23 protein-coding genes and 2 other annotated features are annotated in these 24,287 nt (G+C 39.1%); all 23 genes read left to right on the top strand.

The features are described from left to right. Window positions 1–22: 22 nt before the first annotated feature. Window positions 23–607 (top strand): ribosome biogenesis GTP-binding protein YihA/YsxC, encoded by a 585-nt coding sequence (gene yihA, locus UE46_RS09655; RefSeq protein WP_036061697.1) that lies wholly within the window; start codon window positions 23–25, stop codon window positions 605–607. Between the two features lie 93 nt (window positions 608–700). Further along, entirely contained in the window at window positions 701–2,017 is a 1,317-nt protein-coding gene (gene hemA, locus UE46_RS09650) for a glutamyl-tRNA reductase (protein ID WP_036061699.1), read from the top strand. Next, the gene (gene hemC, locus UE46_RS09645) at window positions 2,014–2,946 is read left to right on the top strand and encodes a hydroxymethylbilane synthase (protein WP_036061701.1); all 933 of its coding nucleotides are present in this window, start codon (window positions 2,014–2,016) and stop codon (window positions 2,944–2,946) included. Before hemA ends, hemC begins: the two co-directional genes overlap by 4 nt. After that, window positions 2,939–3,646 carry a uroporphyrinogen-III synthase gene (locus tag UE46_RS09640; RefSeq protein WP_036061703.1) on the top strand — a complete coding sequence of 236 codons (708 nt, stop codon included), beginning with the start codon at window positions 2,939–2,941 and terminating at the stop codon, window positions 3,644–3,646. Before hemC ends, UE46_RS09640 begins: the two co-directional genes overlap by 8 nt. Further along, window positions 3,646–4,629: a porphobilinogen synthase gene (gene hemB / locus UE46_RS09635; protein WP_118907576.1), complete on the top strand. Its 984-nt coding sequence runs from the start codon at window positions 3,646–3,648 to the stop codon at window positions 4,627–4,629. Before UE46_RS09640 ends, hemB begins: the two co-directional genes overlap by 1 nt. Next, window positions 4,630–5,916: a glutamate-1-semialdehyde 2,1-aminomutase gene (gene hemL, locus UE46_RS09630; RefSeq protein ID WP_036061706.1), complete on the top strand. Its 1,287-nt coding sequence runs from the start codon at window positions 4,630–4,632 to the stop codon at window positions 5,914–5,916. 43 nt (window positions 5,917–5,959) lie between these two features. Next, window positions 5,960–6,176 (top strand) — a binding site (T-box leader). A gap of 65 nt (window positions 6,177–6,241) precedes the next feature. After that, complete coding sequence (locus UE46_RS09625; RefSeq protein ID WP_118907575.1) at window positions 6,242–8,884, top strand: valine--tRNA ligase; 2,643 nt, start codon at window positions 6,242–6,244, stop codon at window positions 8,882–8,884. Window positions 8,885–8,958: 74 nt separating this feature from the next. Further along, window positions 8,959–10,236, top strand: coding sequence for a bifunctional folylpolyglutamate synthase/dihydrofolate synthase (locus UE46_RS09620; protein WP_036061707.1), 1,278 nt, complete (start codon window positions 8,959–8,961; stop codon window positions 10,234–10,236). Between the two features lie 243 nt (window positions 10,237–10,479). Continuing rightward, on the top strand, window positions 10,480–11,223 hold the full coding sequence (locus UE46_RS09615) for a prepilin peptidase (RefSeq protein WP_036061709.1): 744 nt from the start codon (window positions 10,480–10,482) through the stop codon (window positions 11,221–11,223). 12 nt (window positions 11,224–11,235) lie between these two features. Next, window positions 11,236–11,910: a RadC family protein gene (radC, locus tag UE46_RS09610; protein WP_036061711.1), complete on the top strand. Its 675-nt coding sequence runs from the start codon at window positions 11,236–11,238 to the stop codon at window positions 11,908–11,910. A gap of 242 nt (window positions 11,911–12,152) precedes the next feature. After that, window positions 12,153–13,166, top strand: coding sequence for a rod shape-determining protein (locus UE46_RS09605; RefSeq protein WP_036061712.1), 1,014 nt, complete (start codon window positions 12,153–12,155; stop codon window positions 13,164–13,166). Between the two features lie 83 nt (window positions 13,167–13,249). After that, a complete protein-coding gene (gene mreC / locus UE46_RS09600; RefSeq protein WP_036061713.1) occupies window positions 13,250–14,113 on the top strand; it encodes a rod shape-determining protein MreC in 864 nt (287 codons plus the stop codon). After that, the gene (gene mreD / locus UE46_RS09595) at window positions 14,113–14,637 is read left to right on the top strand and encodes a rod shape-determining protein MreD (protein ID WP_036061715.1); all 525 of its coding nucleotides are present in this window, start codon (window positions 14,113–14,115) and stop codon (window positions 14,635–14,637) included. The genes mreC and mreD overlap by 1 nt, the downstream gene beginning before the upstream one ends. A gap of 179 nt (window positions 14,638–14,816) precedes the next feature. Next, the gene (minC, locus tag UE46_RS09590; protein WP_036062019.1) at window positions 14,817–15,494 is read left to right on the top strand and encodes a septum site-determining protein MinC; all 678 of its coding nucleotides are present in this window, start codon (window positions 14,817–14,819) and stop codon (window positions 15,492–15,494) included. A gap of 2 nt (window positions 15,495–15,496) precedes the next feature. Next, window positions 15,497–16,297: a septum site-determining protein MinD gene (gene minD, locus UE46_RS09585; protein WP_036061717.1), complete on the top strand. Its 801-nt coding sequence runs from the start codon at window positions 15,497–15,499 to the stop codon at window positions 16,295–16,297. Window positions 16,298–16,386: 89 nt separating this feature from the next. Next, complete coding sequence (locus UE46_RS09580) at window positions 16,387–17,016, top strand: hypothetical protein (RefSeq protein ID WP_118907574.1); 630 nt, start codon at window positions 16,387–16,389, stop codon at window positions 17,014–17,016. Beyond that, window positions 17,013–18,365: a ribonuclease E/G gene (locus UE46_RS09575; protein ID WP_036062021.1), complete on the top strand. Its 1,353-nt coding sequence runs from the start codon at window positions 17,013–17,015 to the stop codon at window positions 18,363–18,365. Before UE46_RS09580 ends, UE46_RS09575 begins: the two co-directional genes overlap by 4 nt. A gap of 61 nt (window positions 18,366–18,426) precedes the next feature. Further along, window positions 18,427–18,504 (top strand) — a sequence feature (ribosomal protein L21 leader region). Window positions 18,505–18,516: 12 nt separating this feature from the next. Then, a complete protein-coding gene (rplU, locus tag UE46_RS09570; protein ID WP_036061720.1) occupies window positions 18,517–18,825 on the top strand; it encodes a 50S ribosomal protein L21 in 309 nt (102 codons plus the stop codon). A gap of 21 nt (window positions 18,826–18,846) precedes the next feature. Continuing rightward, complete coding sequence (locus UE46_RS09565; RefSeq protein ID WP_036061722.1) at window positions 18,847–19,167, top strand: ribosomal-processing cysteine protease Prp; 321 nt, start codon at window positions 18,847–18,849, stop codon at window positions 19,165–19,167. Between the two features lie 14 nt (window positions 19,168–19,181). Then, window positions 19,182–19,481, top strand: coding sequence for a 50S ribosomal protein L27 (rpmA, locus tag UE46_RS09560; RefSeq protein ID WP_036061724.1), 300 nt, complete (start codon window positions 19,182–19,184; stop codon window positions 19,479–19,481). Between the two features lie 469 nt (window positions 19,482–19,950). Continuing rightward, window positions 19,951–20,763, top strand: a complete 813-nt coding sequence (locus UE46_RS09555; RefSeq protein WP_036061725.1) for an MIP/aquaporin family protein — start codon at window positions 19,951–19,953, stop codon at window positions 20,761–20,763. Between the two features lie 44 nt (window positions 20,764–20,807). Further along, window positions 20,808–22,301 carry a glycerol kinase GlpK gene (glpK, locus tag UE46_RS09550; RefSeq protein ID WP_036061727.1) on the top strand — a complete coding sequence of 498 codons (1,494 nt, stop codon included), beginning with the start codon at window positions 20,808–20,810 and terminating at the stop codon, window positions 22,299–22,301. A 685-nt stretch (window positions 22,302–22,986) separates the two neighbouring features. Beyond that, window positions 22,987–24,276, top strand: coding sequence for a GTPase ObgE (obgE, locus tag UE46_RS09545; protein ID WP_036061729.1), 1,290 nt, complete (start codon window positions 22,987–22,989; stop codon window positions 24,274–24,276). Window positions 24,277–24,287 lie beyond the last annotated feature (11 nt).

Below are 24,287 nucleotides of genomic sequence, written 5' to 3'. Positions count from 1 at the left end.
ATTTTAGATAAAGGTGGAAAATATGAATATAAATAATGTAGAACTTGTAATAAGTGCTGTTTGGAAAGAACAGTATCCAGATGGTGGATTGCCAGAATTCGCGCTTGCGGGCCGATCTAATGTAGGTAAGTCTTCTTTCATCAATACGATGATTCGCCGTAAAAGTATGGCTCGGATATCACAAAAACCAGGGAAAACGCAAACATTGAACTTTTATAAAATTGAAGATTCCTTTTTCTTCGTCGATGTTCCCGGCTACGGCTTTGCAAAAGTTTCTAAAAAAGAACGTCAAAAATGGGGCGAGATGATTGAAACTTACATGACGAGTAGAACGCCATTAAAAGCGGTGATTCAAATTGTAGATTTACGTCATAAACCGACCGAAGATGACCGGAATATGTATGAGTTTTTGAAATACTATCAAATTCCAACAATTGTTATTGCTACAAAAGCAGATAAAATTCCGCGTAGTAAATGGCATAAAAACATGAAAATTGTCAAAGAAGCACTAGATTTTGACCCAACAGATGGTTTTGTAATGTTTTCATCAGAAACAAAAATGGGCAAAGAAGAAGCTTGGCAACTTATTGAAGAGGCAATGAAATAAGTTCCGCTAATTCACAAGCGAACAAGTTGGCGCCCACTTGGAAAAGTGTTAGAATGAAGCTTGAATTTATTAAATGAAAAAGGAGGCTTATTGATGTACATTCTCTCTGTCGGTCTAAATCATACAAGTGCGCCAATCGAAATACGAGAGCGGCTAACTTTCAATCCAGAAGAAGAGGAGATGGCATTAGTTTCCTTGCATCAAGAAAAAAGCATTTTAGAAAACGTCATTATCTCTACCTGTAATCGCACCGAAATCTTTGCTGTAGTGGATCAAATTCACACAGGCAGATACTATATCAAACGCTTCTTAGCAAATTGGTTCCAAATGGACATGCAAATTTTGGAGCCTTATTTGCTGTTTTTTGAAGAAGAAGCTGCAGTTAAACATCTATATCGCGTCACAAGTGGTCTAGATTCTTTAATTATAGGCGAAACCCAAATTCTTGGACAGGTGAAGGACGCTTTTACCCATGCTCAAGATTTCGGGACAACTGGAACAATTTTAAATCAACTTTTCCGGGAAGCGGTTCATTTTGCTAAAAATATGCATCATACTATGAAGATAAATGAAAATGCAGTATCGATTAGTTACGCTGCTGTGGAAATCATCAAAAGAAGAAGCGAAGACGTAGCGAATAAGAAAACACTTATTATCGGAGCAGGTAAAATGGGCGTATTAGCGCTTCAAAATATGAAAGGAGCTAAAATATCAGATATAACTTTACTCAACCGTACGAGCGAACGCGCGGAAATGCTTGCGAATAAGCACGAAGTAAAGTGGGATCATCTGACTGATATAGCTCAAAAATTAGCAGAGGCAGAAATTGTGATCACGTCAACTTCATCAACAAAACCAATCATTGATCAAAAGATGATCGCGGATGTAATGTTGCATCGCGAAAAAGAGTTGATCATTGTTGATATTGCATTGCCGCGTAACGTTGAAGCGACATGTTCAAATGTTCCCAATGTAACGCTATTTGATATTGATGATTTAGGTGGCGTCATCGAAGAAAATACACAACAACGTCAAGCGCTTGTGATAGAAATAGAACAACAAATTGAAGAGGCATGTGCGCAGTTTTATGAATGGGAAAAACAACTTGGAGTCGTCCCAATCATTAAAGAATTACGTGAAAAAGCACTCATTATTCAAGCAGAAACAATGCAAAGCCTCGCCAATAAATTACCAGACCTTACAGAACGAGAACAAGTCCTAGTTGGGAAGCATATGAAAAGCATCATTAATCAGCTTCTTAAGCATCCTATTTCAGAGCTAAAGGAAATGGCGATGTGTCCCGACGCAACACACGATATAGAAGTCTTCCAGAAAATTTTCGACCTCGAAAAATCAGGATCTAAAGAAGTATCACAAACAATCAAAGAAAAAGTGGGTGAAAAAGCATGACTCGTAAAATAATTGTAGGCTCAAGGCGCAGTCAATTAGCCTTAACTCAAACGAAATGGGTTATTTCAAAGCTTCAAGCACATTTTCCTGACGTTGATTTTGCAATCGAAGAAATCGTGACAAAAGGGGATCGAATTCTAGATGTAACCCTTAGCAAAGTCGGCGGAAAAGGGTTATTTGTATCAGAAGTAGAAGATGCACTTATCGAAGAACGCATTGATTTCGCGGTACATAGCATGAAAGATGTTCCCTCAGAATTAGCAGAAGGACTTGTCATCGGCGCGATTCCGAAACGTGAAAATCCATTGGACTGCCTTATTTTTAAGCGTGAAAAGACGCTAAATGACTTAGCAGAAGGTGCGGTTGTTGGTACAAGCAGTTTAAGACGAGCGGCACAATTGCTTCATGTCCGGCCAGATTTAACAATTCAACCAATTCGTGGGAACATTGATACAAGATTAAGAAAGCTAGAAGAAGAGAATTTTGACGCTATCGTGTTAGCTGCAGCGGGCTTGAAGCGAATGAATTGGCTTGATAAACTCGAGCATGATTATATTTTTCTAGATGAAGCCACCTGCCTGCCTGCAGTTGGACAAGGCGCGCTGGCGATTGAATGTCGTGAAACAGATTCGTTTGTCAAAGAGCTACTGGAAATACTGCAAGACGCGGAAACCACTAAGGCAGTCATTTCTGAGCGAACCCTATTAAAAGCGCTCGATGGTGGATGTGAAATTCCAATTGCCGGGCATGCAACGATTAAAAATGGTCAACTTGAACTTAAAGGTCTGGTAAGCACTGTCGACGGTAAGGTAACCCATCAAGTCACAGAGCAAGGCCAAGATCCAATAGTATTGGGTCAAAGTGTTGCAGATAAATTGATACAAATGGGAGCCAAAGAAATTATTCAAGAGTTGAGAGAAAATGGCTAAACATGTGTTGCTCACACGCGAGGAATCTAAGAATAAACCTTGGTCTACGAAGCTGATGGAAGCGGGATTCACTGTTTCCGAAGTCCCGATGATTGAAACAAAAGCGATCAGAGCGGAAATTCTTGTTCATGCATACGATTGGATTATATTCACGAGTGCTAACACGGTTCATTATTACTTTCAAATGGGAGGCCATCTACCAAAATCAATCAAAATAGCAGTAATCGGTGAAAAAACGGCAGATGAACTCAAATATCATGGCTATTCCGCGGATTTTCAACCAACGCTTTATACGACTGATGTGTTTATAGTAGAGTGGTTAAACCTTGGAATGGAACCTCAACGTGTTTTAATACCCAAAAGTAGTATGGCGCGTAGCGAAATCGCAAAATGTTTTTCAGAGCAAGGGCATGATGTCACGGAGAACATTATCTATGAGACCGGATTGCCTGAACATGCATGTGAGTCATTGCAAAAAGCGACGTCGAAACAATCTATTGATGTGGCTATTTTTGCGAGTCCATCCGCTTGGAATAACTTTGTAGATTGTTACCAAGAAGATATTTCTAAGCTAACCATTGCGTCGATCGGACCAGTTACAACGGACGTGATACGTAAATCAGGCTTTTCCGTACTTTATGAGCCAGAAAATTATACAATGGAACAAATTTGTCAGCAATTAATTGAGGGGGAATTATAATGCTAAATCAAAATTTTGATCGGCACCGGAGATTGCGTAATAGTGCTGCCATGCGTGATCTTGTACGCGAAACGGTGTTACATACGGATGATTTAATTTATCCTATTTTTGTAAAAGAGGGACAAGAGCCCAAAACAGAAGTTACATCGATGCCTGGGGTTTTCCAATTTCCGTTGCATGAGCTGGAATCAGAAGTAGCTACACTTATCGATTTGGGTATTAAAGCCATTATTCTGTTTGGGCTTCCCGATGATAAAGACGATGTTGGATCAGGTGCTTATCACGACCATGGTATTGTTCAAGAGGCGATTCGGCTAGTTAAGCGTGTTGCGCCTGAGATGATTGTTATTGCGGACACGTGTCTTTGTGAATTCACTGACCATGGACACTGCGGTATCTTTGAAAACGGTGATGTAGAAAATGATAAATCCCTTGAGTTACTTAAAAAAACAGCGATTAGTCAAGCGGAAGCAGGAGCTGATATCATTGCGCCCTCCAACATGATGGATGGTTTTGTGAAAATAATCCGTGAAGGTTTGGATGAGGCTGGATATAATAATATTCCGATTATGTCTTATGCTGTTAAATATGCGTCTGCTTTTTATGGTCCATTCCGAGATGCTGCCAACAGTGCACCGCAATTCGGAGATCGTAAAACATACCAAATGGATCCAGCTAATAGATTAGAAGCTCTGCGAGAAGCTGCTAGCGATGAGCGTGAAGGTGCCGATTTTTTAATTGTAAAACCGTCACTTTCTTACATGGATATCATTCGTGATGTTCGGAATCAGACGAATTTACCAGTTGTAGCCTATAACGTCAGCGGTGAGTATGCGATGGTAAAGGCCGCTAGTGCTAACGGCTGGATTGATGAGAAACGTATTGTCTTAGAAATGCTAACAAGTATGAAACGTGCTGGTGTGAGCCTTATTATTACCTATTTTGCTAAAGATGTTGCGACCTATTTAAAAGGAGATGCATAAATGAATAAATATACTAATTCAATAAAAGCATTTAAAGAATCCAATAAAGTATTACCTGGGGGAGTAAACAGCCCGGTCAGAGCCTTTAAATCAGTCGATGCAGACCCTGTTTTTATGGATCATGGGAAAGGTGCATATTTAACGGACATCGATGGCAATGATTATATCGATTACGTGTTATCATGGGGACCACTTATTTTAGGACATGCTAACGAAACCGTTGTAAAAGCAGTAGCAAGTGCTGCGCTAAAAGGAACTAGTTTTGGCACACCAACCGAAATTGAGACAGAATTAGCAAAATTGGTTATCGAGCGTGTGCCATCCGTTGAAATGGTCCGCATGGTATCTTCTGGGACCGAAGCAACGATGAGTGCCATCAGGCTAGCAAGAGGATACACGAATAGAAATAAGATTGTAAAATTTGAAGGAAGTTATCATGGTCATGGCGACTCCCTCCTTATTAAAGCAGGGTCGGGCGTGGCAACGCTGGGACTTCCTGATTCACCTGGTGTCACACCTGGGCTTGCTGCAGATACAATTGCAGTTCCATATAATGACTTAGAAAGTGTTCAGTATGTTTTTGAAACATACGGCGAAGAGATTGCAGCGATCATTGTTGAACCTGTAGCAGGAAACATGGGTGTTGTTCCTCCAGTTGAAGGGTTTTTAGAAGGTCTTCGTGAGGTAACAACGAAATACGGTAGCTTGCTAATTTTTGATGAGGTTATGACCGGTTTCCGAGTAGATTTTTACAGCGCACAAGGGCTATACGTTGTGACTCCTGATATCACATGCCTTGGAAAAGTTATTGGCGGTGGCCTACCAGTTGGGGCGTACGGTGGTAAAAAAGAAATCATGGAACACATTGCGCCAGCAGGTACAATTTATCAGGCGGGAACGCTCTCAGGAAACCCCGTAGCAATGAACGCTGGCTATGCAACATTGAAGCAATTAACCCCGCATCATTATGATAGTTTTAGAACACTAATTGATCAGCTTGAAGAAGGATTATTAGTACTATCCAAGCAATATGATGTCCCAGTGTCTATTAATAGAGCAGGCTCCATGTTTGGTTCCTTCTTTACAGATCAAAAAGTAACAAACTATGAGACTGCAAAAACATCAGATTTGAGTTACTTCGCTAACTATTACCGAGAAATGCTGAATAACGGCATCTTCTTACCACCATCACAATTTGAAGGATTATTCATGTCAACGGTGCACACCGATGCTGAGATAGCTAAAACGCTTGAAGCAATAGAAGCATCAATGAAGGCACTACGTTGACGGTAGTATTTTTATTTGATACAATGAATTTATTCTAATATTCGTAAATGCATGGACGAGGAAGAGTAAAATATTTTTTCTTTCACAGAGAAGAGGCGGTTGGTGAAAGCCTCTAAGAAAAATATTTGAAAGTAGCCTCCGAGCAGTATTCCTGAACTAGAGTAGGGAATACCGGGAAACTTTCTCTCGTTAAATTAATGAAGTGCTGTATTTTTACAGTAAGAAGGTGGTACCGCGGAATAACTCTTTTCGTCCTTTATGGATGAGAGGAGTTTTTTGTGTTTTGCAAGTAAGAACGATAAATCGCTTTCTAGGAGGAAAAAAGATGACCGAGTTAAACATGCCAACAAAATATAATCCGCAAGATACTGAAAAAAATAGATATGACTGGTGGATAGAACAAGGTTTTTTTGAAGCAGATGGAAAAAATGAAAAGCCAGCTTATTCTGTTGTTATTCCGCCTCCCAACGTTACTGGGAAACTTCATTTAGGACATGCTTGGGACACAACCTTACAAGATATTCTTACACGTATGAAGCGAATGCAAGGATACGATACGCTATATTTACCAGGTATGGATCATGCAGGTATTGCAACTCAGGCGAAAGTCGAGGCTAAACTACGTGAGAATAATATCACACGTTATGATCTTGGACGCGAAAAATTTGTTGCTAAAGCTTGGGATTGGAAAGAAGAATATGCTTCTGTTATCCGTGAACAATGGAAAAAAGTTGGTTTAGGCCTCGATTATTCTAGAGAGAGATTCACACTAGATGCAGGTCTGTCCGATGCTGTAAATAAAGTGTTCGTATCCCTTTACGAAAAAAAACTAATATATCGCGGTCAATATATAATAAATTGGGACCCAGTTGCAAAAACTGCCTTATCAGATATTGAAGTTATCCATCAAGATGTAGAAGGGCAATTCTATCATTTGAAATACCCATTAACAGATGGCTCTGGTTTTCTTGAGGTAGCTACGACTAGGCCTGAAACTATTCCTGGAGATACTGCAGTTGCGGTACATCCAAAAGACGAACGGTATAAAGATTATATCGGTAAAACAATCACATTACCGATAATTGGTAGAGAAATTCCGATTATTGCTGATGATTACGTAGAACGCGAATTTGGTTCAGGGGTTGTAAAAATCACACCAGCACACGATCCAAATGATTTTGAAGTAGGAAATCGCCATGATTTACCACGCATTATCGTTATGAATGAGGATGCTACGATGAATGAGGCTTCTGGAAAGTATAACGGCATGGACCGCTTCGAAGCACGTAAAGCTATTATTGAAGACTTCAAAGGACTAGATTTATTCATTAAGCAAGAGCCGCATCTTCATTCAGTAGGTCATTCTGAGCGAACAGGTGCCATCGTTGAACCTTATTTATCCATGCAGTGGTTCGTTAAAATGCAACCACTAGCTGAGCAAGCTGTTAAATTACAAGAAAATGAAGATGAAAAAGTAAATTTCATTCCTGAGCGTTTTGAGAAAACCTATTTGACTTGGATGGAAAACATTCATGATTGGTGTATCTCGCGTCAACTATGGTGGGGGCATCGCATTCCAGCTTGGTACCATAAAGAAACTGGTGAACTATATGTCGGAGAAGAAGCTCCAACAGATATTGAAAATTGGAAGCAAGATGAAGATGTTCTAGATACTTGGTTTAGCTCCGCGTTATGGCCTTTTTCAACAATGGGGTGGCCCGATGAAGAAAATCCAGATTTCAAAAAATTCTTCCCAACGAGCACACTGGTAACGGGTTACGATATTATTTTCTTCTGGGTATCTCGAATGATTTTCCAATCAGTAGAGTTTACCGATGTAAAACCATTTAAAGATACATTGATCCACGGTCTAGTGCGTGATGCAGATGGTAAAAAAATGTCGAAATCACTAGGTAATGGTGTAGATCCAATTGAGGTAGTTGAAAAATATGGCGCAGATTCTCTAAGGTATACGCTATCAACAGGAACTGCCCCAGGTCAAGATTTGAAATTCAGCTTTGAAAAAGTAGAATCGACATGGAATTTCATTAACAAAATTTGGAACGCTTCTCGTTTTGCATTGATGAATATGGAAGGTATGAAATATGAATCTATTAATCTGTCGAATGTTACAGAGGTAAGTGATAAATGGATTCTGACGCGCCTTAATGAAACTATTGGGACTGTTACTAATTTGGCGGATAAATATGAGTTTGGTGAGGTCGGTAGAACCCTATATAACTTTATCTGGGATGAATTCTGTGATTGGTATATTGAAATAACGAAGATTTCTTTATACGGCGACGATCTGGAAGCAAAACAAACGACAAGATCCGTTTTAGCTTATGTTTTAGATAACACAATGAGATTATTACATCCATTTATGCCATTTGTAACAGAAGAAATTTGGCAAAACCTACCGCATAATGGTGTTTCCATTACAATCGCATCTTGGCCAGAAGTGAACGAAAGTCAGATTGACAAAGATGCAGCTGAATCCATGAAATTGCTAGTGGAAGTTATACGCGCTGTTCGTAATATTAGAGCAGAAGTTAATACACCATTAAGCAAACAAATTGAATTACAATTGAAACCAAAAACAGAGGCACACAAAGCCATTCTAGAGAAAAATATCTCTTATATTGAGCGTTTTTGTAATCCAGAAACAACGACAATTTCCTTTGACATTGAGCCATCTAAAACTGCGATGACAGCAGTAGTTTCAGGTGCAGAAATTTATCTACCTTTAGAAGGGCTAATAAACATTGACGAAGAAATCGCTCGCTTGGAAAAAGAACTTTCAAAATGGAAAAAAGAAGTTTCACGAGTACAAGGTAAATTATCCAACGAAAAATTTATGGCTAAGGCGCCTGCTAATGTTATTGAAGAAGAGCGAGAGAAAGAAAAAGACTATATGGATAAAAAATCATTAGTAGAAGAACGGATAAACTCATTGAAAAATAATTAAAAAGACTAGTCGGGCCTTCTGCGTAAACTTATGACAGGAGGCCTGCTTTTTAATAATTGGAGGAGAATATAGCGATGTATTTCAAAGAATATTCAGAAGCAATAACATGGATTCACGGTACGTTACGAATGGGAATCAAGCCAGGGCTTAAGCGTATGGAGTATATGTTAACAAAGCTTGACCACCCTGAAAATAAAAATAAATGGGTACATATTGCAGGTACAAATGGAAAAGGATCCACATTGACTTTTATTCGAAATGTTTTGGAACAATCAGGCTACAAGGTGGGTACATTCACATCCCCGTATATTGAAAGTTTCAATGAAAGAATTAGTATCAATGGTATTCCGGTGGATAACGATGCTATTATTACGCTTTGTAATCGTATCAAGCCTTTAGCAGATGAGCTAGCAGACACAGAGTGGGGTCATCCGTCTGAGTTTGAAATTATAACCGTGATGATGTTTCTTTACTTTGCAGAATACGCCACGATTGATATTGGTCTTGTGGAAGTGGGGCTTGGAGGAAGGCTAGATTCAACAAATGTTATCACACCATTAATCTCTGTAGTGACCACAATTGGGATGGATCATATGGAATTCTTAGGTAATACTATTCATGACATTGCTTTAGAAAAAGCCGGGATTTTCAAACCAGATATCCCAATCGTGAGCGGGGTTATACAGGTTGAAGTTCAGGAATTATACAAAGTGAGAGCAGATGATCTTGGCTCTGCTATTTACCAACTAGGCGTCAATTTCATTGCTGAAAAAGATAGTAATCAAAGACTAAGCTATGCGGCTCCTGGTTTGGAATTGACTAACATTCCAGTTGGGCTATTGGGAGATCATCAATTAAATAACGCTGCTGTAGCTTTGAAAACTGTGGAGTTATTAAAAGAAAAACAGTTTCAAATCACAGATAATCAGATGAGAGCGGGTTTGAAGGGCTCACGCTGGCCTGGCCGTTTAGAAAAAATGCAGGATAGTCCCACTATTTATTTAGATGGAGCGCATAATATTGAAGGGATAAAGGCTTTAGTAAAGGCTAGCGACATCTTTCATGGTGAACCAGTTAAACTACTTTTTACCGCTCTACAAGACAAAGAGTTTGTAGAAATGATTAAGCTTTTGAAAACTATTGAGAATGTTGATATATTCCTTACTACTTTTGATTATCCGAGAGCGTTATCAGTCAATGAAATAGAAAAAATTGCGAGTGAGAACGACATATCGTTTGTTTTAGATTGGAAAATGGCGACGGGTAAATGGGCGCAAGATAAGAGCGAGAATGTCATTATGGTCACAGGCTCGCTATATTTTATTGCTGAGGTTAGAAAAATGTTACTTTAATAAATGGATTCGTTATTAGAAGGCTCTTTACAAGGGTCTTTTTTTTATTATATTAAACGATTTTATATTTTTTGTAAAAGTACTATAAAAGTATTTTGAAGGGTGAAACCAATTGAAAATCTTTTTTTGTTCTAGATGAGAATACGATTTTCAGACTGCTTTTTCTGAGAGAAAAGATTTTTACTAGTATGACAGTAAAGATATATCGTGATATATTTGTGTCCAAGAAATTGGAGGTGCAATGTGGTTTATTTTATCTTGTCAGTCTATAGTTCGGTTTTTGCATCATTTCTACATGTTGTAGGTGCTAATTACCCAATAGGGAGACCATTTTTATTTAGAAGTTCTTCAGAATGTGATTTTTGTAAAACGAAATTGTCGATGAGATTTATGATACCGATTTTTTCTTTTATCTTTCTTAAAGGAAAAACGAATTGCTGTGGTCAATCAATGAGTAAAACTTATATTTTCGTTGAGACATTGGCACCAATATTCGTATGCTCCTTATATGCATTATACGGTTTTGAAGCGAATTTCTATGCATACATTATCAGTTTTTCTCTACTGCTAATCTTATTTGTGAGTGATATGCTCTATTTGCACATCCCGAACCGAATCTTACTGATTTATTTTATTTTTGCCGCCATTTTTTATGCATACACTGACATGGCTATTTTATTTCATCAATTAGAGCAATTTTTACTTGGTGGTGTGACGTTTTTATCATTGTATCTATTGATTAGAAAAGGGATAGGATTAGGAGATATCAAATTATTGATTGTGCTTTGTTTTTTACTAAGCTATAAGGAAGTATTATTTGTTTTTATTGCCGCTGTATTTGTAGGAACGCTCATAATGAGTACTATGGTGATGTTACGTCCGGACTTAAAAATGAAAAAGATACCATTTGTTCCATTTATATTGTCAGGATTTGTATGGAGTCCATTTTTATATGATATGTTTTGGGATTTTATTTTACGTCAATAAGGAGGAAATGACATGTTTATGAGAGAAATGGCGCAAACAGACAAACCGAGAGAGAGGCTTCAGAAGAAGGGAGTATCGAGTTTATCCAATATTGAATTACTTGCGATAATTTTAGAGACAGGGAGTAAAACAGAATCGGTTGTTGAACTTGCCAACAAGGTGATTAATCAATATTTAGAGATTGGAGAACTAAAAGATGCTACCTTACAGGAATTAACCCAAATAAAAGGTATTGGTCTAGCTAAGGCTGCAAAAGTACTTGCAGCAGTTGAAATAGGTAAACGAATGGGTCAGCAAAGGATCATAGAGAGCCCTATTATTAGAGGGCCACAAGATGGTGCAAATCTTGTTATGCAAGAAATGAGCCTGCTTTCCCAAGAGCATTTTCATTGTTTTTTCCTAAGCACTAGAAACCGATTACTGCATAGGGAGACAATTTTCATTGGGAGTCTTAATAGTAGCGTAGTACATCCAAGAGAAATTTTTAAGCAAGCGATGAAATATTCTGCAGCAAGTGTTATGTGTTTCCATAACCATCCATCGGGTGACGCAAGCCCTTCGCCACAAGATGTAACCGTGACGAAGCGATTGAAAAAAGTAGGCGATTTATTGGGTATTCCGTTGATAGATCACATTATTATAGGCAACAACGTTTATACTAGTCTAAAACAAGAAGGGTATTTCTAAAGAAAAGATAAATATTTCATGTATCTCATCAAAAATTAATGTCTGTTCTTCGTAGTTATGTTATAATAAGGTGGTTGTTTACATGTATCGGTTTTTACATAAAACATCATGGGATATCAGCATACCTAATTATTATAAGACAATACTTTGGGGCTGGAAATTTAAAAGCTAATATAGTAGTTAATAGAGAGACAGCAATCAAGAACAAAGTGATAATTTAGAAGAGAAAAGGAGATTAATAAATGTTTGGATTTGGGAATAAAGATATTGGAATTGACTTAGGAACCGCAAACACTTTAGTATATATGAAGGGGAAAAGTATCGTTTTAAGAGAACCTTCAGTTGTTGCGATGAAAAAAGACACACAAGAAATTGTCGCTGTTGGTAGTGAAGCTAAGAATATGATCGGTAGAACACCGGGTAATATTGTTGCTATACGCCCAATGAAAGATGGCGTAATTGCTGACTACGATACTACAGCTGCCATGATGAAATACTATATTCAAAAAGCAAGCAAGGGATCAAGTGCAAGTAAACCACGTGTTATGATCTGTGTACCTTCCGGAATTACAGGTGTTGAAAAACGTGCTGTAACGGATGCTACTCGTCAAGCTGGGGCAAAAGAAGCTTATACAATTGAAGAACCTTTCGCTGCTGCAATTGGTGCTGGATTACCAGTTTGGGATCCTACGGGTAGTATGGTAGTGGATATCGGTGGTGGAACGACAGAAGTTGCAGTTATATCTCTAGGTGGGATTGTAACAAGCCGTTCTGAGCGTACAGCTGGAGATGACATGGATGATGCTATTGTTAATTTTATACGTAAGAAGTATAATTTATTGATAGGTGACCGTACATCTGAAACTATTAAGATGGAAATTGGTTCAGCAGATCCAACCAATCTTAATTTAGAACCTTTTAGTATTCGCGGGCGGGATTTAGTAACGGGCTTACCGAAGACAATTGAAATTTCTCCTGAGGAAATAAGTGAGGCACTCGCAGATACAGTAGCTTCTATCATTGATGCTGTGAAGAGTACATTAGAAAATACACCTCCAGAATTATCTGCTGATATTATGGATAAAGGTATTGTATTGACAGGCGGCGGAGCGCTTCTTCGTAATTTAGATACAGTAATTGCTGAAGAAACTAAGATGCCAGTCATTATTGCTGAGAATCCACTTGATTGTGTTGCAATTGGAACTGGTAAATCACTAGAGAATATGGATTTGTACAAAAAGAAAAAAATGAACTAATACAACTTGCCTATTTTTGGTGAAATCAGAACCTATTTAACAGAATCATGAAAGAAGCGGATTGACGAGATGAGGTGTTCATTATGCCGCAATTTTTCTTAAATAAACGTTTAATTATCTTGTTGGTATCTATTATTGTTTTAGTTGCACTGGTAGGATATTCATTAAGTGGGAAAAGTAAAGCTTCATGGCCAGAACAGTTTGTAAAAGATGTTGCTGGTTTTGGTGAGAATATTGTATCCAAACCGGTAGGCTTTATCGCAGGCTTTTTTGATGGGGCACAAGACTTAAAAAACACTTATACAGAAAATGAACATTTAAAGGAACGTTTGGAAGAATTAGCGCAGCTTGAAAGTAAAGTAGCAGATTTAAGTAAAGAAAATGCAGAGTTGAAAAAATCATTAGATATTGAAGCTGATCTTAGTGATTACGATCCAATTAATGCAACGGTTATTTCTAGGAATCCTGATAATTGGAATACTCAAGTTCAAATTGATAAAGGTTCCGTTGATGGCGTGAAGCCTAATATGGCTGTTAGAACGCCAGAGGGAATGATAGGTAAAGTCACGAAAACAGGCGCTAAATCGTCTACAGTGAAGTTGCTTAGTTCCACAGATGATAGAAATCGAATCTCTGCAATAGTTCAAGGTAAGTCGGTGGCATATGGCATTATTAATGGATATGATGCTGAACAGCGTCTCTTGGAAATGAAGCAGTTGCCAGTAGATCAGAAATTTACTAAAGGTGAGAAAGTCGTAACATCTGGATTAGGAGGAATTTTTCCATCTGACATCTTTATTGGAACGATTGAGAAAGTGGAAACAGATAAGATGGGATTATCACAAACAGCATTTTTGAAACCAGGCGCTGATTTGTATGATTTAAACCATGTGATCGTATTGAAGCGAACACTGGAAGGTGACACTTCGGAAGGATCTGGGTCCTGATGAATATTAGAAAGTTTGTTGTAATGCCACTTATTGCGATTGCGGTTTTTATTCTTGAAGGTGTCTCTAGTCTTATGTTTAGTCAGTCTTTTTTTGGAGAACAACGCTTTTTTATTCCGCATTTTCTCATTGTTATGCTGGTACTAATGGCGACATTTTATGGTAGAAATCCTACTTTAATTTATGCCTTTATACTAGGTATGGTTTTTGATATCTATTATACTGGTATCTTAGGTATTTATTTCGCTATTTTTCCATTAGTCGTGTATCTTACAGATAAATTTATGAAAGTACTCCAAAACAGTCTTATTTTGGTTGGATTAGTAGTTGTGTTTAATGTGATTCTTACGGAATGTTTAGTTTATAGTTTTTACCTCCTTATAGGGGGAACGGATATGTTGTTTTCTACATTTGTGGATCAACGTCTATGGACCACTATTTTATTAAATCTAGCATTCTTTTTAGTTGTCTTTTTCCCATTCAGGAGTTTTCTCTTAGAATTAAAGAGAAGCGATGGAAGATGAAACTAACTTAAATTTGATATCAGTCTGTTTGCTTGTATGTATTTTTAATATGTACGTATCAGTTTAGTATTTATACTTGCTGAGAAGGCTTTACAGACTGGTATATTTTTATTACTATGGGGAATAGTATCTTTTGAATTCTATGGTATACTAATAATGAGCTGTGAGGTGAGTGTATGTTGAAAAAATACGTCCAAATAAAAGGGACTAAAGATGGTATTAGTATTTCGTTGAGTGATACGGCAAGTATTTTGGAGTTAGAAGAAGGATTAGTACAACACCTTAAAGAACAGCAAAAAACAGTATCGCAGGATCAGAAGCTTGCTGTTCAAGTACATATAGGTAATCGACTTTTTACTGAGGAAGAAGAAGCAAAAATCCGGACGATTATCCAAGAAAACAGTGCCATGGAAGTGAAGGGTTTTACTAGTAATGTGATGAGTAAGCAAGATGCTAAGAAGTGGAAAGAGGATGAGCAAATTTTCTCTCTTGCTACAGTTGTACGTTCAGGCCAAGTTATTAATGTTCCTGGGGATTTATTACTTGTAGGTGATGTTAATCCTGGTGGTTCTATACGCGCTTCAGGAAATATTTTTATTCTGGGTAATGTAAAAGGGATTATTCATGCTGGGTTTGACGGTGATACAAAAGCTGTTATAACAGGTAAATTTCAGTACCCTTCTCAAATTAGGATCGCTGGAGAAATTCGTGGTTTTGATGACGAAGAAAATAAAAATAAGATTGAAGAAAATATTTTAACGGCGTATATAGACAACACAAGTAAGCTTGCAATCGACAGCTTGCATATTTTAAGAAAAATTAGACCAGAGATCTCTAATTTTCAAGGAGGACAATGATCATGGGTGAGGCTATAGTTATAACTTCAGGAAAAGGTGGCGTTGGTAAAACAACTACAACTGCAAACCTTGGGACAGCACTTGCGTTGCAGGGTAAGAAAGTTTGCTTAGTCGATATGGATATCGGGCTTCGAAATCTAGATGTTATTTTAGGTCTGGAGAATCGAATTATTTATGATCTAGTGGATGTTGTAGAAGGACGTTGCAAGTTACATCAAGCTATTATTAAAGACAAGCGTTTTGAGGATTTACTTTTCCTCTTACCGGCAGCACAAACAACAGATAAGAGCGCTGTTTCAGGAGAACAAATGAAAGAGCTTATTGCACAAATGAAGCCAGATTATGATTTTATCTTGATTGACTGTCCTGCAGGGATTGAGCAAGGATACAAAAATGCTGTCGCGGGTGCTGATCATGCATTAGTTGTAACGACGCCAGAAATATCTGCGGTTCGCGATGCTGATCGTATTATTGGTTTGTTGGAACAAGAGGATATTGATGCACCAAAATTGATTATTAATCGAATTCGGACGCAAATGATGCGCAATGGTGACGTCATGGATATAGATGAGATTACGACGCATTTGTCGATAGAATTAATAGGTATTATCATTGATGACGATGAAGTTATTCGCTCTTCCAATAGTGGGGAACCTGTTTCTATGCAGGCGAGTAATCGAGCTAGTATTGGTTACAGAAACATTGCTCGAAGACTTTTAGGCGAATCTATTCCATTGATGTCTATCGATGAGCAAAAACAAGGATTCTTTAGTCGTTTGAAAACTTTATTTGGCGGTAATTGATCAGACAAGAGACGAAAGTTGGATCTATTAATGAAGACTGCTTTGGTCTTGATTAGTAGCCAGCTTTTTTGCTACAGGAGGAATTTCATATGGATAAACGGGAAAAAATGAAAACAGAACAGGCGATAGAACGTTATAAAAAAATGAACCCTCTACCTCATGAAAAACAGGATGAAGCTATGTATGATGAGATTATTCAGCATGTTCTAAAGCGTACGGACGACTTAACGGAAGACGAAATAAGGGCTGTTGTCGCTACGTCCTGCTACATGTATTTAGTGCCAGCTGACAAGCGAGCTTTCATTGGGGTGATAGCTAATTCCTATGATGTGACAGAGAGAGAAATAGTGGAGTGGGACAAAGCTATAAATACTTCCTTAGAAGAGCCTTCACCTGAGAAGAAAACAATTCCTTTTGATGTAGAGGAAGTGTTACTCTATTCGAGAACGGTGATGTCTCATTACGGTGTTTTGATAGAGGAAGAAGCACAGCATTTGCTGCGGCATTTTTTCGAGGCATTTCCTAAGACGATTAAACGGAATGTCAATTATCGTTCGATTGTTGGAGCAGTGGAATATGCTGTTATTGTGACAAATCATCCAGAGCTGAAAGAATTTGATCAACAGACATTAGCGAATAAATACGAAGTTTCTAGGACATCCCTGGCTGTTTGGTATAAAAATATAAAAAAATATTGTGGCCAGGAGGCAGTGCTTTGATAATAATAATAAATGCCATTGGAAAAGAGAAGCGGATTGCTTTTTTAGAGAACAAGGTTTTGATGGATTTAGAAATCATTAGACCGACAGATGAACCGCAAGTTTCAGATATTTATTTAGGTACGATTGTCAAAATCAATCCGAAAATAAATGCTGCTTTTGTGAATATAGGCTGTAAAGAGAACGCGTTTATACATTTACAGGATATACCAGAAACATACCGGGTACATGAGGGGCTGAAACTGCTTGTACAAGTGAAGCGCGAAGGTAATGCCACGAAAGCGCCTTTACTTACTGGTATGGTAGAAATATCGCGAGGAACCATTGTTTATAGTTATGGGAAGCCCTTTTTAGCAATATCTAAAAAAATAAAAGAGGCAGATAAGCTACGATTGCAACAAAGTATTTCTCCAGTATTAATGGAGCAAGAAGGTATCATTGTACGGTCAGTTGCTGCCAATATGCCAGTCTCGGAGATTGAAACGGATATTACCAAAGCTAGGGAAGAGTTTGAGGAGATTTTAGCGCGTGCAAAAGGCTCTAATCGGAAAATCCAAGCTACGACAACAAGTGTCATTTCGATGTTAACTAAAAATCCACTTATGACTAAAGATGCAGAGATTATTTGTGATAATCCCGAATTATGCCAAACGTTGAAGGAAACTTTTCCACATGTGACGGCTTTTCGAGATAAAAGTGGCATTTTTTCTGCTTACAATCTAGAAGTGACGATAAATCGATTATTACGCCCAACTGTCTTTTTGAAAAATGGAGCATCGATTGTCATTGAAAAAACAGAGGCGATGTGGGTTGTTGATGTTAACTCTGGCAACTATAAATCTCAAAAAGAAGCAGCAGATGTGGCCTTGGATATCAATTTATCCACTGTGGAAGAAATTGGACGTCAGATGAAACTACGTAATATGAGTGGGCTTATTCTGGTTGATTTTATCAGTGGGATGGACCATAAACAATTGGATTTGTTAAAAAAACACGTGGAAAAAATAACAGCTTTGGATGCAATAACTGTTCGTATCGAGGCGCTGGCTGAAAACGGTTTGATGCAGTTAACGCGACGTAAACGACAAAAATCTCTCATTGAAGAAATGCAATGTAAATGTCCTATTTGTGACGGAAGTGGCTATATACCTTCTGTTCAGACGCTTATTTATCAGTTGGAACGAGAACTTCGAGGGGTCTTTGCGAGTGATCCGTCTTATGTTGCTGTTACAGTTACAATGGATGTGATGGATGCCTTTTTGGATGAAATTTCGTTTGATGGGGATATTGATTGGATGATTGCGGATGAAGTGCGACCGTTTTACCGGATATCGCAAGTCGAACATTGAGAATAGTTGTTGACACGGGCTTTCTTTATATGGTATCATTCTAATGTTATGTTTGTAGCGCACCATGCTACAACCGCTCAGAATAGGGCTAAGTATTGTTTTTAACAATCCCCTCATGATGGCGAGTCTAAGTATATGAGGAGGTGCAAGTATGTACGCAATTATTGAAACAGGTGGAAAACAAGTTAAAGTTGAAGCTGGCCAAGAGATCTATGTTGAGAAATTAGCTGGAGAAGTTGGTGACGTGGTAACATTTGACAAAGTTATTTTTGTTAGTGGTGACGCTGTTAAAGTTGGGGCTCCATTCGTGGACGGCGCAACAGTTACAGCTAAAGTTGAAAAACAAGGTCGCGCTAAGAAATTGACTGTTTTCAAATATAAGCCTAAAAAGAACTATCACAAAAAACAAGGTCATCGTCAACCTTATACAAAATTAACGATCGATGCGATCAATGCTTAATTTGTAAAGGGGATGATACTTATGATTCATGTAGATTTTATTCGGCATGAAGAACGAATCGTTGCTTTTGAGATGGATGGACATGCGAATTTCGCTGAAGAAGGCGCTGATTTGGTTTGTGCAGGGGCCACATCGATTACTTTTGGCATGGTAAATGCTATTGGTGAACGAATGGGGGTCGAACCTGTGATGGAAGAAGATGATGGTTATCTTTATTATTCTGTCCCTGAAGAGTTAGGAGCTAGTGAGGATGTTCAGATATTGCTGGAAGGCATGGAGCATCAATTGATATCTTTAGCGTATAGCTATCCTGATTATATTACAATTAACTCCAAAAAGTAGGAGGTGGAATTTTCATGTTAAAATTTGATATTCAACATTTTGCCCATAAAAAAGGCGGTGGTTCTACATCCAATGGACGTGACTCCGAGTCAAAACGCTTAGGTGCTAAACGCGCTGATGGCCAATTTGTGACTGGTGGGTCTATCCTTTACCGTCAACGTGGGACAAAAATTTATCCTGGAACTAACGTTGGACGTGGCGGCGACGATACTCTTTTCGCTAAAGCAGACGGCATCGTACGTTTTGAACGTATGGGTCGCGACAAGAAAAAAGTTAGTGTTTATCCAGAAGTAGAAGCAGTACAAGAAGCATAATATGTTTAGAGACCTTTCTTTTGAGGGGTCTCTTTTTGTTGGGAGCGTTCGAACGAAGTGAGTTACGCTCCCAATATAAGAGTGAGCAAAGCGAGCGTTTAATCCATATCGTATGACTAGATAACACTTCCAAACCACATTCTTGTTATTTTTCACAAGAATCATGTTTACCTACTCTGGATGTTAGGGTATAGTCCATAAACAAGTGCAATAAAACACAAGCGAACCGATGGAACTAAAGGGTTGACAGCGTTTTCTTGATATGGTTTAATAGCTTTAAGTTAATAAATTTGTCAGGAGAAGAGATGACAATCAAAACGTCGGTAAGTGTGCCCTTTGGCATATCTTAGTTTTGGTTGTCATTCTTTTTTTGAAATAAATGAAGAAAAGGTTTACATCGAAACAGTAACAAGGGGTGCTTTATGTTGCAGGTGTTTAGACCAAAACTAATCAAAAGGAGCTGGAATAAATGGACACGAGTATTGGGACACAGTTTTTAGGAGAGTTATTAGGTACGATGATTTTAGTATTATTTGGCGGAGGCGTTGTGGCAGGCGTTTCGTTAAAAAATTCAAAGGCTGAAGCGGGTGGTTGGATAGTTATCACGATCGCTTGGGGTTTGGCTGTTACAATGGGTGTTTATGTGTCCGGTTACATGAGTTTGGCGCATCTGAATCCTGCGGTAACAATCGGTATGGCACTTGCTGGTAAATTCCCTTGGGCAGATGTTTTCCCGTACATATCCGCGCAGTTTATCGGTGCATTTATCGGTGCGACGCTTGTATGGCTTCATTACTATCCACATTGGGCAAAAACGGAAGACAAACCGACGAAACTTGGCGTATTTTCAACGGCACCAGCGATTCGTCATTTTACTTCTAACTTTTTCGGTGAAGCATTGGGTACGTTCATTTTGATCTTTGGACTACTTTCGATCGGTGCTAACAAATTTTCAGAAGGTTTGAATCCGCTTGTTGTCGGTGGTTTGATTGTTGTCATTGGGATGTCACTTGGTGGGACAACGGGTTATGCGATTAATCCAGCTCGTGATTTAGGTCCTCGGATTGCACATTTTGTTTGGCCAATTGCTGGAAAAGGTGGTTCTGACTGGTCGTATTCATGGGTTCCTGTTCTAGGGCCAATTATCGGCGGGGCGCTTGGTGGGCTCGGCTACAATGCAATTATAAACGAAGATTTCGGGATTTGGTTATGGGTTTTTGTGGCCTTGTTCCTTCTAGTTTTACTTTTCACCATGCAACTCGACAAAAAGCAAAAAGCGTGACAAAATGGAAAAGAATGCATACTTATTTTGAGGGGGAATTATAAATGGAGAAAAAATATATTTTAGCGTTAGATCAAGGTACAACGAGTTCAAGAGCAATGATCGTGGACGAAACCGGTGAAATAATTGGTGTGGAGCAAAAGGAATTTGAACAAATCTTTCCGAAACCAGGTTGGGTAGAGCACAACGCGAACGAAATTTGGGCATCGATTCTTGCGGTTATTGCGGGAGTACTTTTAAAAACGAATATTTCGTCAAAAGATGTGGCGGGTATTGGGATTACGAATCAGCGGGAAACGACGGTGGTTTGGGAGAAAGAAACGGGTAACCCGATCTACAATGCTATCGTGTGGCAATCTCGTCAAACGGCTGACATTTGTAATCAACTGAAAAAAGATGGATATAACGACATTGTTCGTGATAAAACGGGGCTTCTCATTGATGCCTATTTTGCGGGAACGAAAGCGCGTTGGATTTTAGATCATGTGGATGGTGCGCAGGAACGTGCGGAGAATGGTGAATTATTATTTGGTACGATTGACACATGGCTTGTTTGGAAATTAACTGGTGGGAAAGCCCATGTAACGGATTATTCAAATGCATCGCGTACGCTACTTTATAATATTTATGATTTAGAGTGGGATGATGAGTTGCTTGAGATGTTGAACGTTCCAAAAGTGATGTTGCCAGAAGTGCGTCAATCCTCGGAAGTTTATGGCACAACTGTACCGTATCATTTCTTTGGTGAAGAGGTTCCTGTGGCTGGTATTGCGGGAGATCAGCAAGCCGCATTATTTGGACAAGGTTGTTTTGAAAAAGGTGAGGCAAAAAATACGTATGGCACCGGTTGCTTCTTGCTCATGAATACGGGAGATAAAGCAGTGAAATCGGAGACTGGCTTGCTTACAACGCTTGCTTGGGGTATTGATGGAAAAGTGGAATATGCGTTAGAAGGTAGTATTTTCGTTGCAGGTTCAGCGATTCAGTGGTTACGAGATGGCATGCGGATGCTGCGTCATTCGGGCGATTCTGAAAATTACGCGTCCCGTATTGAATCATCTGACGGCGTCTATGTTGTACCAGCGTTTGTAGGTTTAGGAGCTCCATATTGGGATTCTGACGTACGTGGTGCGGTATTCGGCTTAACACGTGGTACAGAAAAAGAACAATTCGTTCGCGCGACACTTGAGTCCCTAGCGTACCAAACGAAAGACGTGCTTGATGCGATGGAAAAAGATTCAGGCATCGAATTGAAATTATTACATGTAGATGGCGGCGCATGTGCGAATGATTTCCTAATGCAATTCCAAGCAGACATTTTGAATGTTCCAGTAGAACGCCCAGAAAACCGCGAAACAACAGTTTTAGGAGCAGCATTCCTAGCTGGACTCGCAGTAGGCGTTTGGAAAGATAAGAAAGAGATTAAGAGACATTGGAAATTGGATAAGAAATTTGAAGTGAAGATGGAAGAAGAAGAACGCGCAGAATTATACGGTGGTTGGAAGAAAGCCGTGAAAGCAGCGCAAGCTTTTAAATAGAAAAGCTGAAAGAGCCCGTTTAGACTCGACAGAAATTGTTAGGGGACGCAGTAAAAGTCCTCTTTCGACTTTTATGGAGGCCACGAAATTTCCGAGAGGCTGGCTCTTGAAGCTGGATCACCTGAAAAGCTGAAAGAGCCCGTTTAGACTCGACAGAAATTGTTAGGGGACGCAGTAAAAGTCCTCTTTCGACTTTTATGGAGGCCACGAAATTTCCGAGAGGCTGGCTCTTGAAGCTGGACCACCTGAAAAGCTGAAAGAGCCCGTTTAGACTCGACAGAAATTGTTAGGGGACGCAGTAAAAGTCCTCTTTTGACTTTTGTGGAGGCCACGAAATTTCCGAGAGGCTACTAAAAGGAAGGCAGTTTCATTACATTCAACTGCATATTGAGGCTCTAAAAAAGCAAATGACGCTTTTCAAGAGCCACAACAAAGCTGGATCCGGAGGCGCCCGAACATGACGCATCACAGGATGGACGACGTACTCATAACGTTGCTCAAACTATTTCCAAAACCATTCCGAAAAAGAGTTTAAACCATGTTTATCGGTTTAAACTCTTTTTTTATGGTATGATAACACGATGGAAATAGGAGCATCCTATAAAAAAATTTCGAAAAAGGATGACTATGTAGCTAAAGTTCGTTATAATGAACAGATGATATAAAATTGGACGGGAGAATGATTATGTTTATAGATCAAGTTAAGATATATGTAAGAGCTGGTGATGGTGGAGATGGAATGGTGGCATTTCGTCGTGAGAAATTCGTCCCTAATGGTGGCCCGGCTGGTGGAGACGGTGGTAATGGTGGAGACGTTATTTTTGAAGTAGATGAAGGTTTGCGTACATTGATTGATTTCCGTTATCAACGTCGTTTTAAAGCAGAACGTGGAGAACACGGGATGAGTAAGAGTATGCATGGACGTGGCGCAGATGATTTAGTTATTAAAGTACCACAAGGAACAGTTGTATCTGACGCGGATACAGGTGAAGTCATCGCGGATTTAGTGGCGCATGGTCAACAAGCCGTTATCGCAAAAGCTGGTCGTGGTGGACGTGGAAATAAACGTTTTGCAACGTCAGCAAATCCAGCGCCTGAATTATCGGAAAATGGTGAGCCAGGCGAAGAGCGCTCGATTCAATTAGAGCTAAAAGTACTCGCAGATGTTGGTTTGGTAGGTTTCCCAAGTGTTGGTAAATCGACGTTACTATCCGTTGTTTCAGCGGCTCGTCCGAAGATTGCGGCATACCATTTTACAACGATTGTTCCTAATTTAGGGATGGTAGATACTGGTGATGGTCGTAGTTTTGTTATGGCTGATTTGCCTGGTCTGATTGAAGGTGCTAGTCAAGGTGTTGGCCTAGGTCATCAATTCTTGCGCCATATCGAACGGACGCGTGTTATTGTGCATGTGATTGATATGTCCGCATCAGAAGGTCGCGATCCATATGATGATTATTTAGCGATTAATAGTGAGTTAGAACAGTACAATTTACGTTTGATGGAACGCCCGCAAATCATTGTTGCCAATAAGATGGATGTGGAAGGCGCAGAAGAACAGTTAGAAATTTTCAAAGGGAAATTAAAGGATGAAATTCCGATTTTCCCAATCTCAGCGGTGACGCAATCTGGTTTGAATCCGTTGTTGCTTACGATTGCTGATAAATTGGAGAAAACAGCTGAGTTTCCACTGGACGAGTTACTTGAAAAAGAAGAAGAAGAAACAGTTCTTTATAAATACCAAGCAGAGGCGCCTGATTTCGAAATTACGCGTGATCCTGATGGTACGTATGTACTCAGTGGTGAAAAATTAGAACGACTATTTGCGATGACGAATTTCGAACGTGATGCTTCGATTCAACGATTCTCTCGACAATTGCGTGCGATGGGTGTCGATGAGGCCTTGCGTAAACGTGGTGCGAAAGATGGCGAAACGATCCGTCTCTTTGATTTCGAGTTTGAATTCATCGATTAATAAAGGGGTGG

The organism is Listeria weihenstephanensis (assembly GCF_003534205.1).
Classification (GTDB): domain Bacteria; phylum Bacillota; class Bacilli; order Lactobacillales; family Listeriaceae; genus Listeria_A; species Listeria_A weihenstephanensis.
This window is presented reverse-complemented; position numbering and strand designations above follow the sequence as displayed.

What these genes read in the sequence shown, in the direction of transcription:
- yihA (WP_036061697.1), top strand. Translation starts at nt 23, where the DNA reads ATGAATATAAATAATGTAGAACTTGTAATAAGTGCTGTTTGGAAAGAA.
- hemA (WP_036061699.1), top strand. Translation starts at nt 701, where the DNA reads ATGTACATTCTCTCTGTCGGTCTAAATCATACAAGTGCGCCAATCGAA.
- hemC (WP_036061701.1), top strand. Translation starts at nt 2,014, where the DNA reads ATGACTCGTAAAATAATTGTAGGCTCAAGGCGCAGTCAATTAGCCTTA.
- UE46_RS09640 (WP_036061703.1), top strand. Translation starts at nt 2,939, where the DNA reads ATGGCTAAACATGTGTTGCTCACACGCGAGGAATCTAAGAATAAACCT.
- hemB (WP_118907576.1), top strand. Translation starts at nt 3,646, where the DNA reads ATGCTAAATCAAAATTTTGATCGGCACCGGAGATTGCGTAATAGTGCT.
- hemL (WP_036061706.1), top strand. Translation starts at nt 4,630, where the DNA reads ATGAATAAATATACTAATTCAATAAAAGCATTTAAAGAATCCAATAAA.
- UE46_RS09625 (WP_118907575.1), top strand. Translation starts at nt 6,242, where the DNA reads ATGACCGAGTTAAACATGCCAACAAAATATAATCCGCAAGATACTGAA.
- UE46_RS09620 (WP_036061707.1), top strand. Translation starts at nt 8,959, where the DNA reads ATGTATTTCAAAGAATATTCAGAAGCAATAACATGGATTCACGGTACG.
- radC (WP_036061711.1), top strand. Translation starts at nt 11,236, where the DNA reads ATGTTTATGAGAGAAATGGCGCAAACAGACAAACCGAGAGAGAGGCTT.
- UE46_RS09605 (WP_036061712.1), top strand. Translation starts at nt 12,153, where the DNA reads ATGTTTGGATTTGGGAATAAAGATATTGGAATTGACTTAGGAACCGCA.
- mreC (WP_036061713.1), top strand. Translation starts at nt 13,250, where the DNA reads ATGCCGCAATTTTTCTTAAATAAACGTTTAATTATCTTGTTGGTATCT.
- mreD (WP_036061715.1), top strand. Translation starts at nt 14,113, where the DNA reads ATGAATATTAGAAAGTTTGTTGTAATGCCACTTATTGCGATTGCGGTT.
- minD (WP_036061717.1), top strand. Translation starts at nt 15,497, where the DNA reads ATGGGTGAGGCTATAGTTATAACTTCAGGAAAAGGTGGCGTTGGTAAA.
- UE46_RS09580 (WP_118907574.1), top strand. Translation starts at nt 16,387, where the DNA reads ATGGATAAACGGGAAAAAATGAAAACAGAACAGGCGATAGAACGTTAT.
- rplU (WP_036061720.1), top strand. Translation starts at nt 18,517, where the DNA reads ATGTACGCAATTATTGAAACAGGTGGAAAACAAGTTAAAGTTGAAGCT.
- UE46_RS09565 (WP_036061722.1), top strand. Translation starts at nt 18,847, where the DNA reads ATGATTCATGTAGATTTTATTCGGCATGAAGAACGAATCGTTGCTTTT.
- rpmA (WP_036061724.1), top strand. Translation starts at nt 19,182, where the DNA reads ATGTTAAAATTTGATATTCAACATTTTGCCCATAAAAAAGGCGGTGGT.
- UE46_RS09555 (WP_036061725.1), top strand. Translation starts at nt 19,951, where the DNA reads ATGGACACGAGTATTGGGACACAGTTTTTAGGAGAGTTATTAGGTACG.
- glpK (WP_036061727.1), top strand. Translation starts at nt 20,808, where the DNA reads ATGGAGAAAAAATATATTTTAGCGTTAGATCAAGGTACAACGAGTTCA.
- obgE (WP_036061729.1), top strand. Translation starts at nt 22,987, where the DNA reads ATGTTTATAGATCAAGTTAAGATATATGTAAGAGCTGGTGATGGTGGA.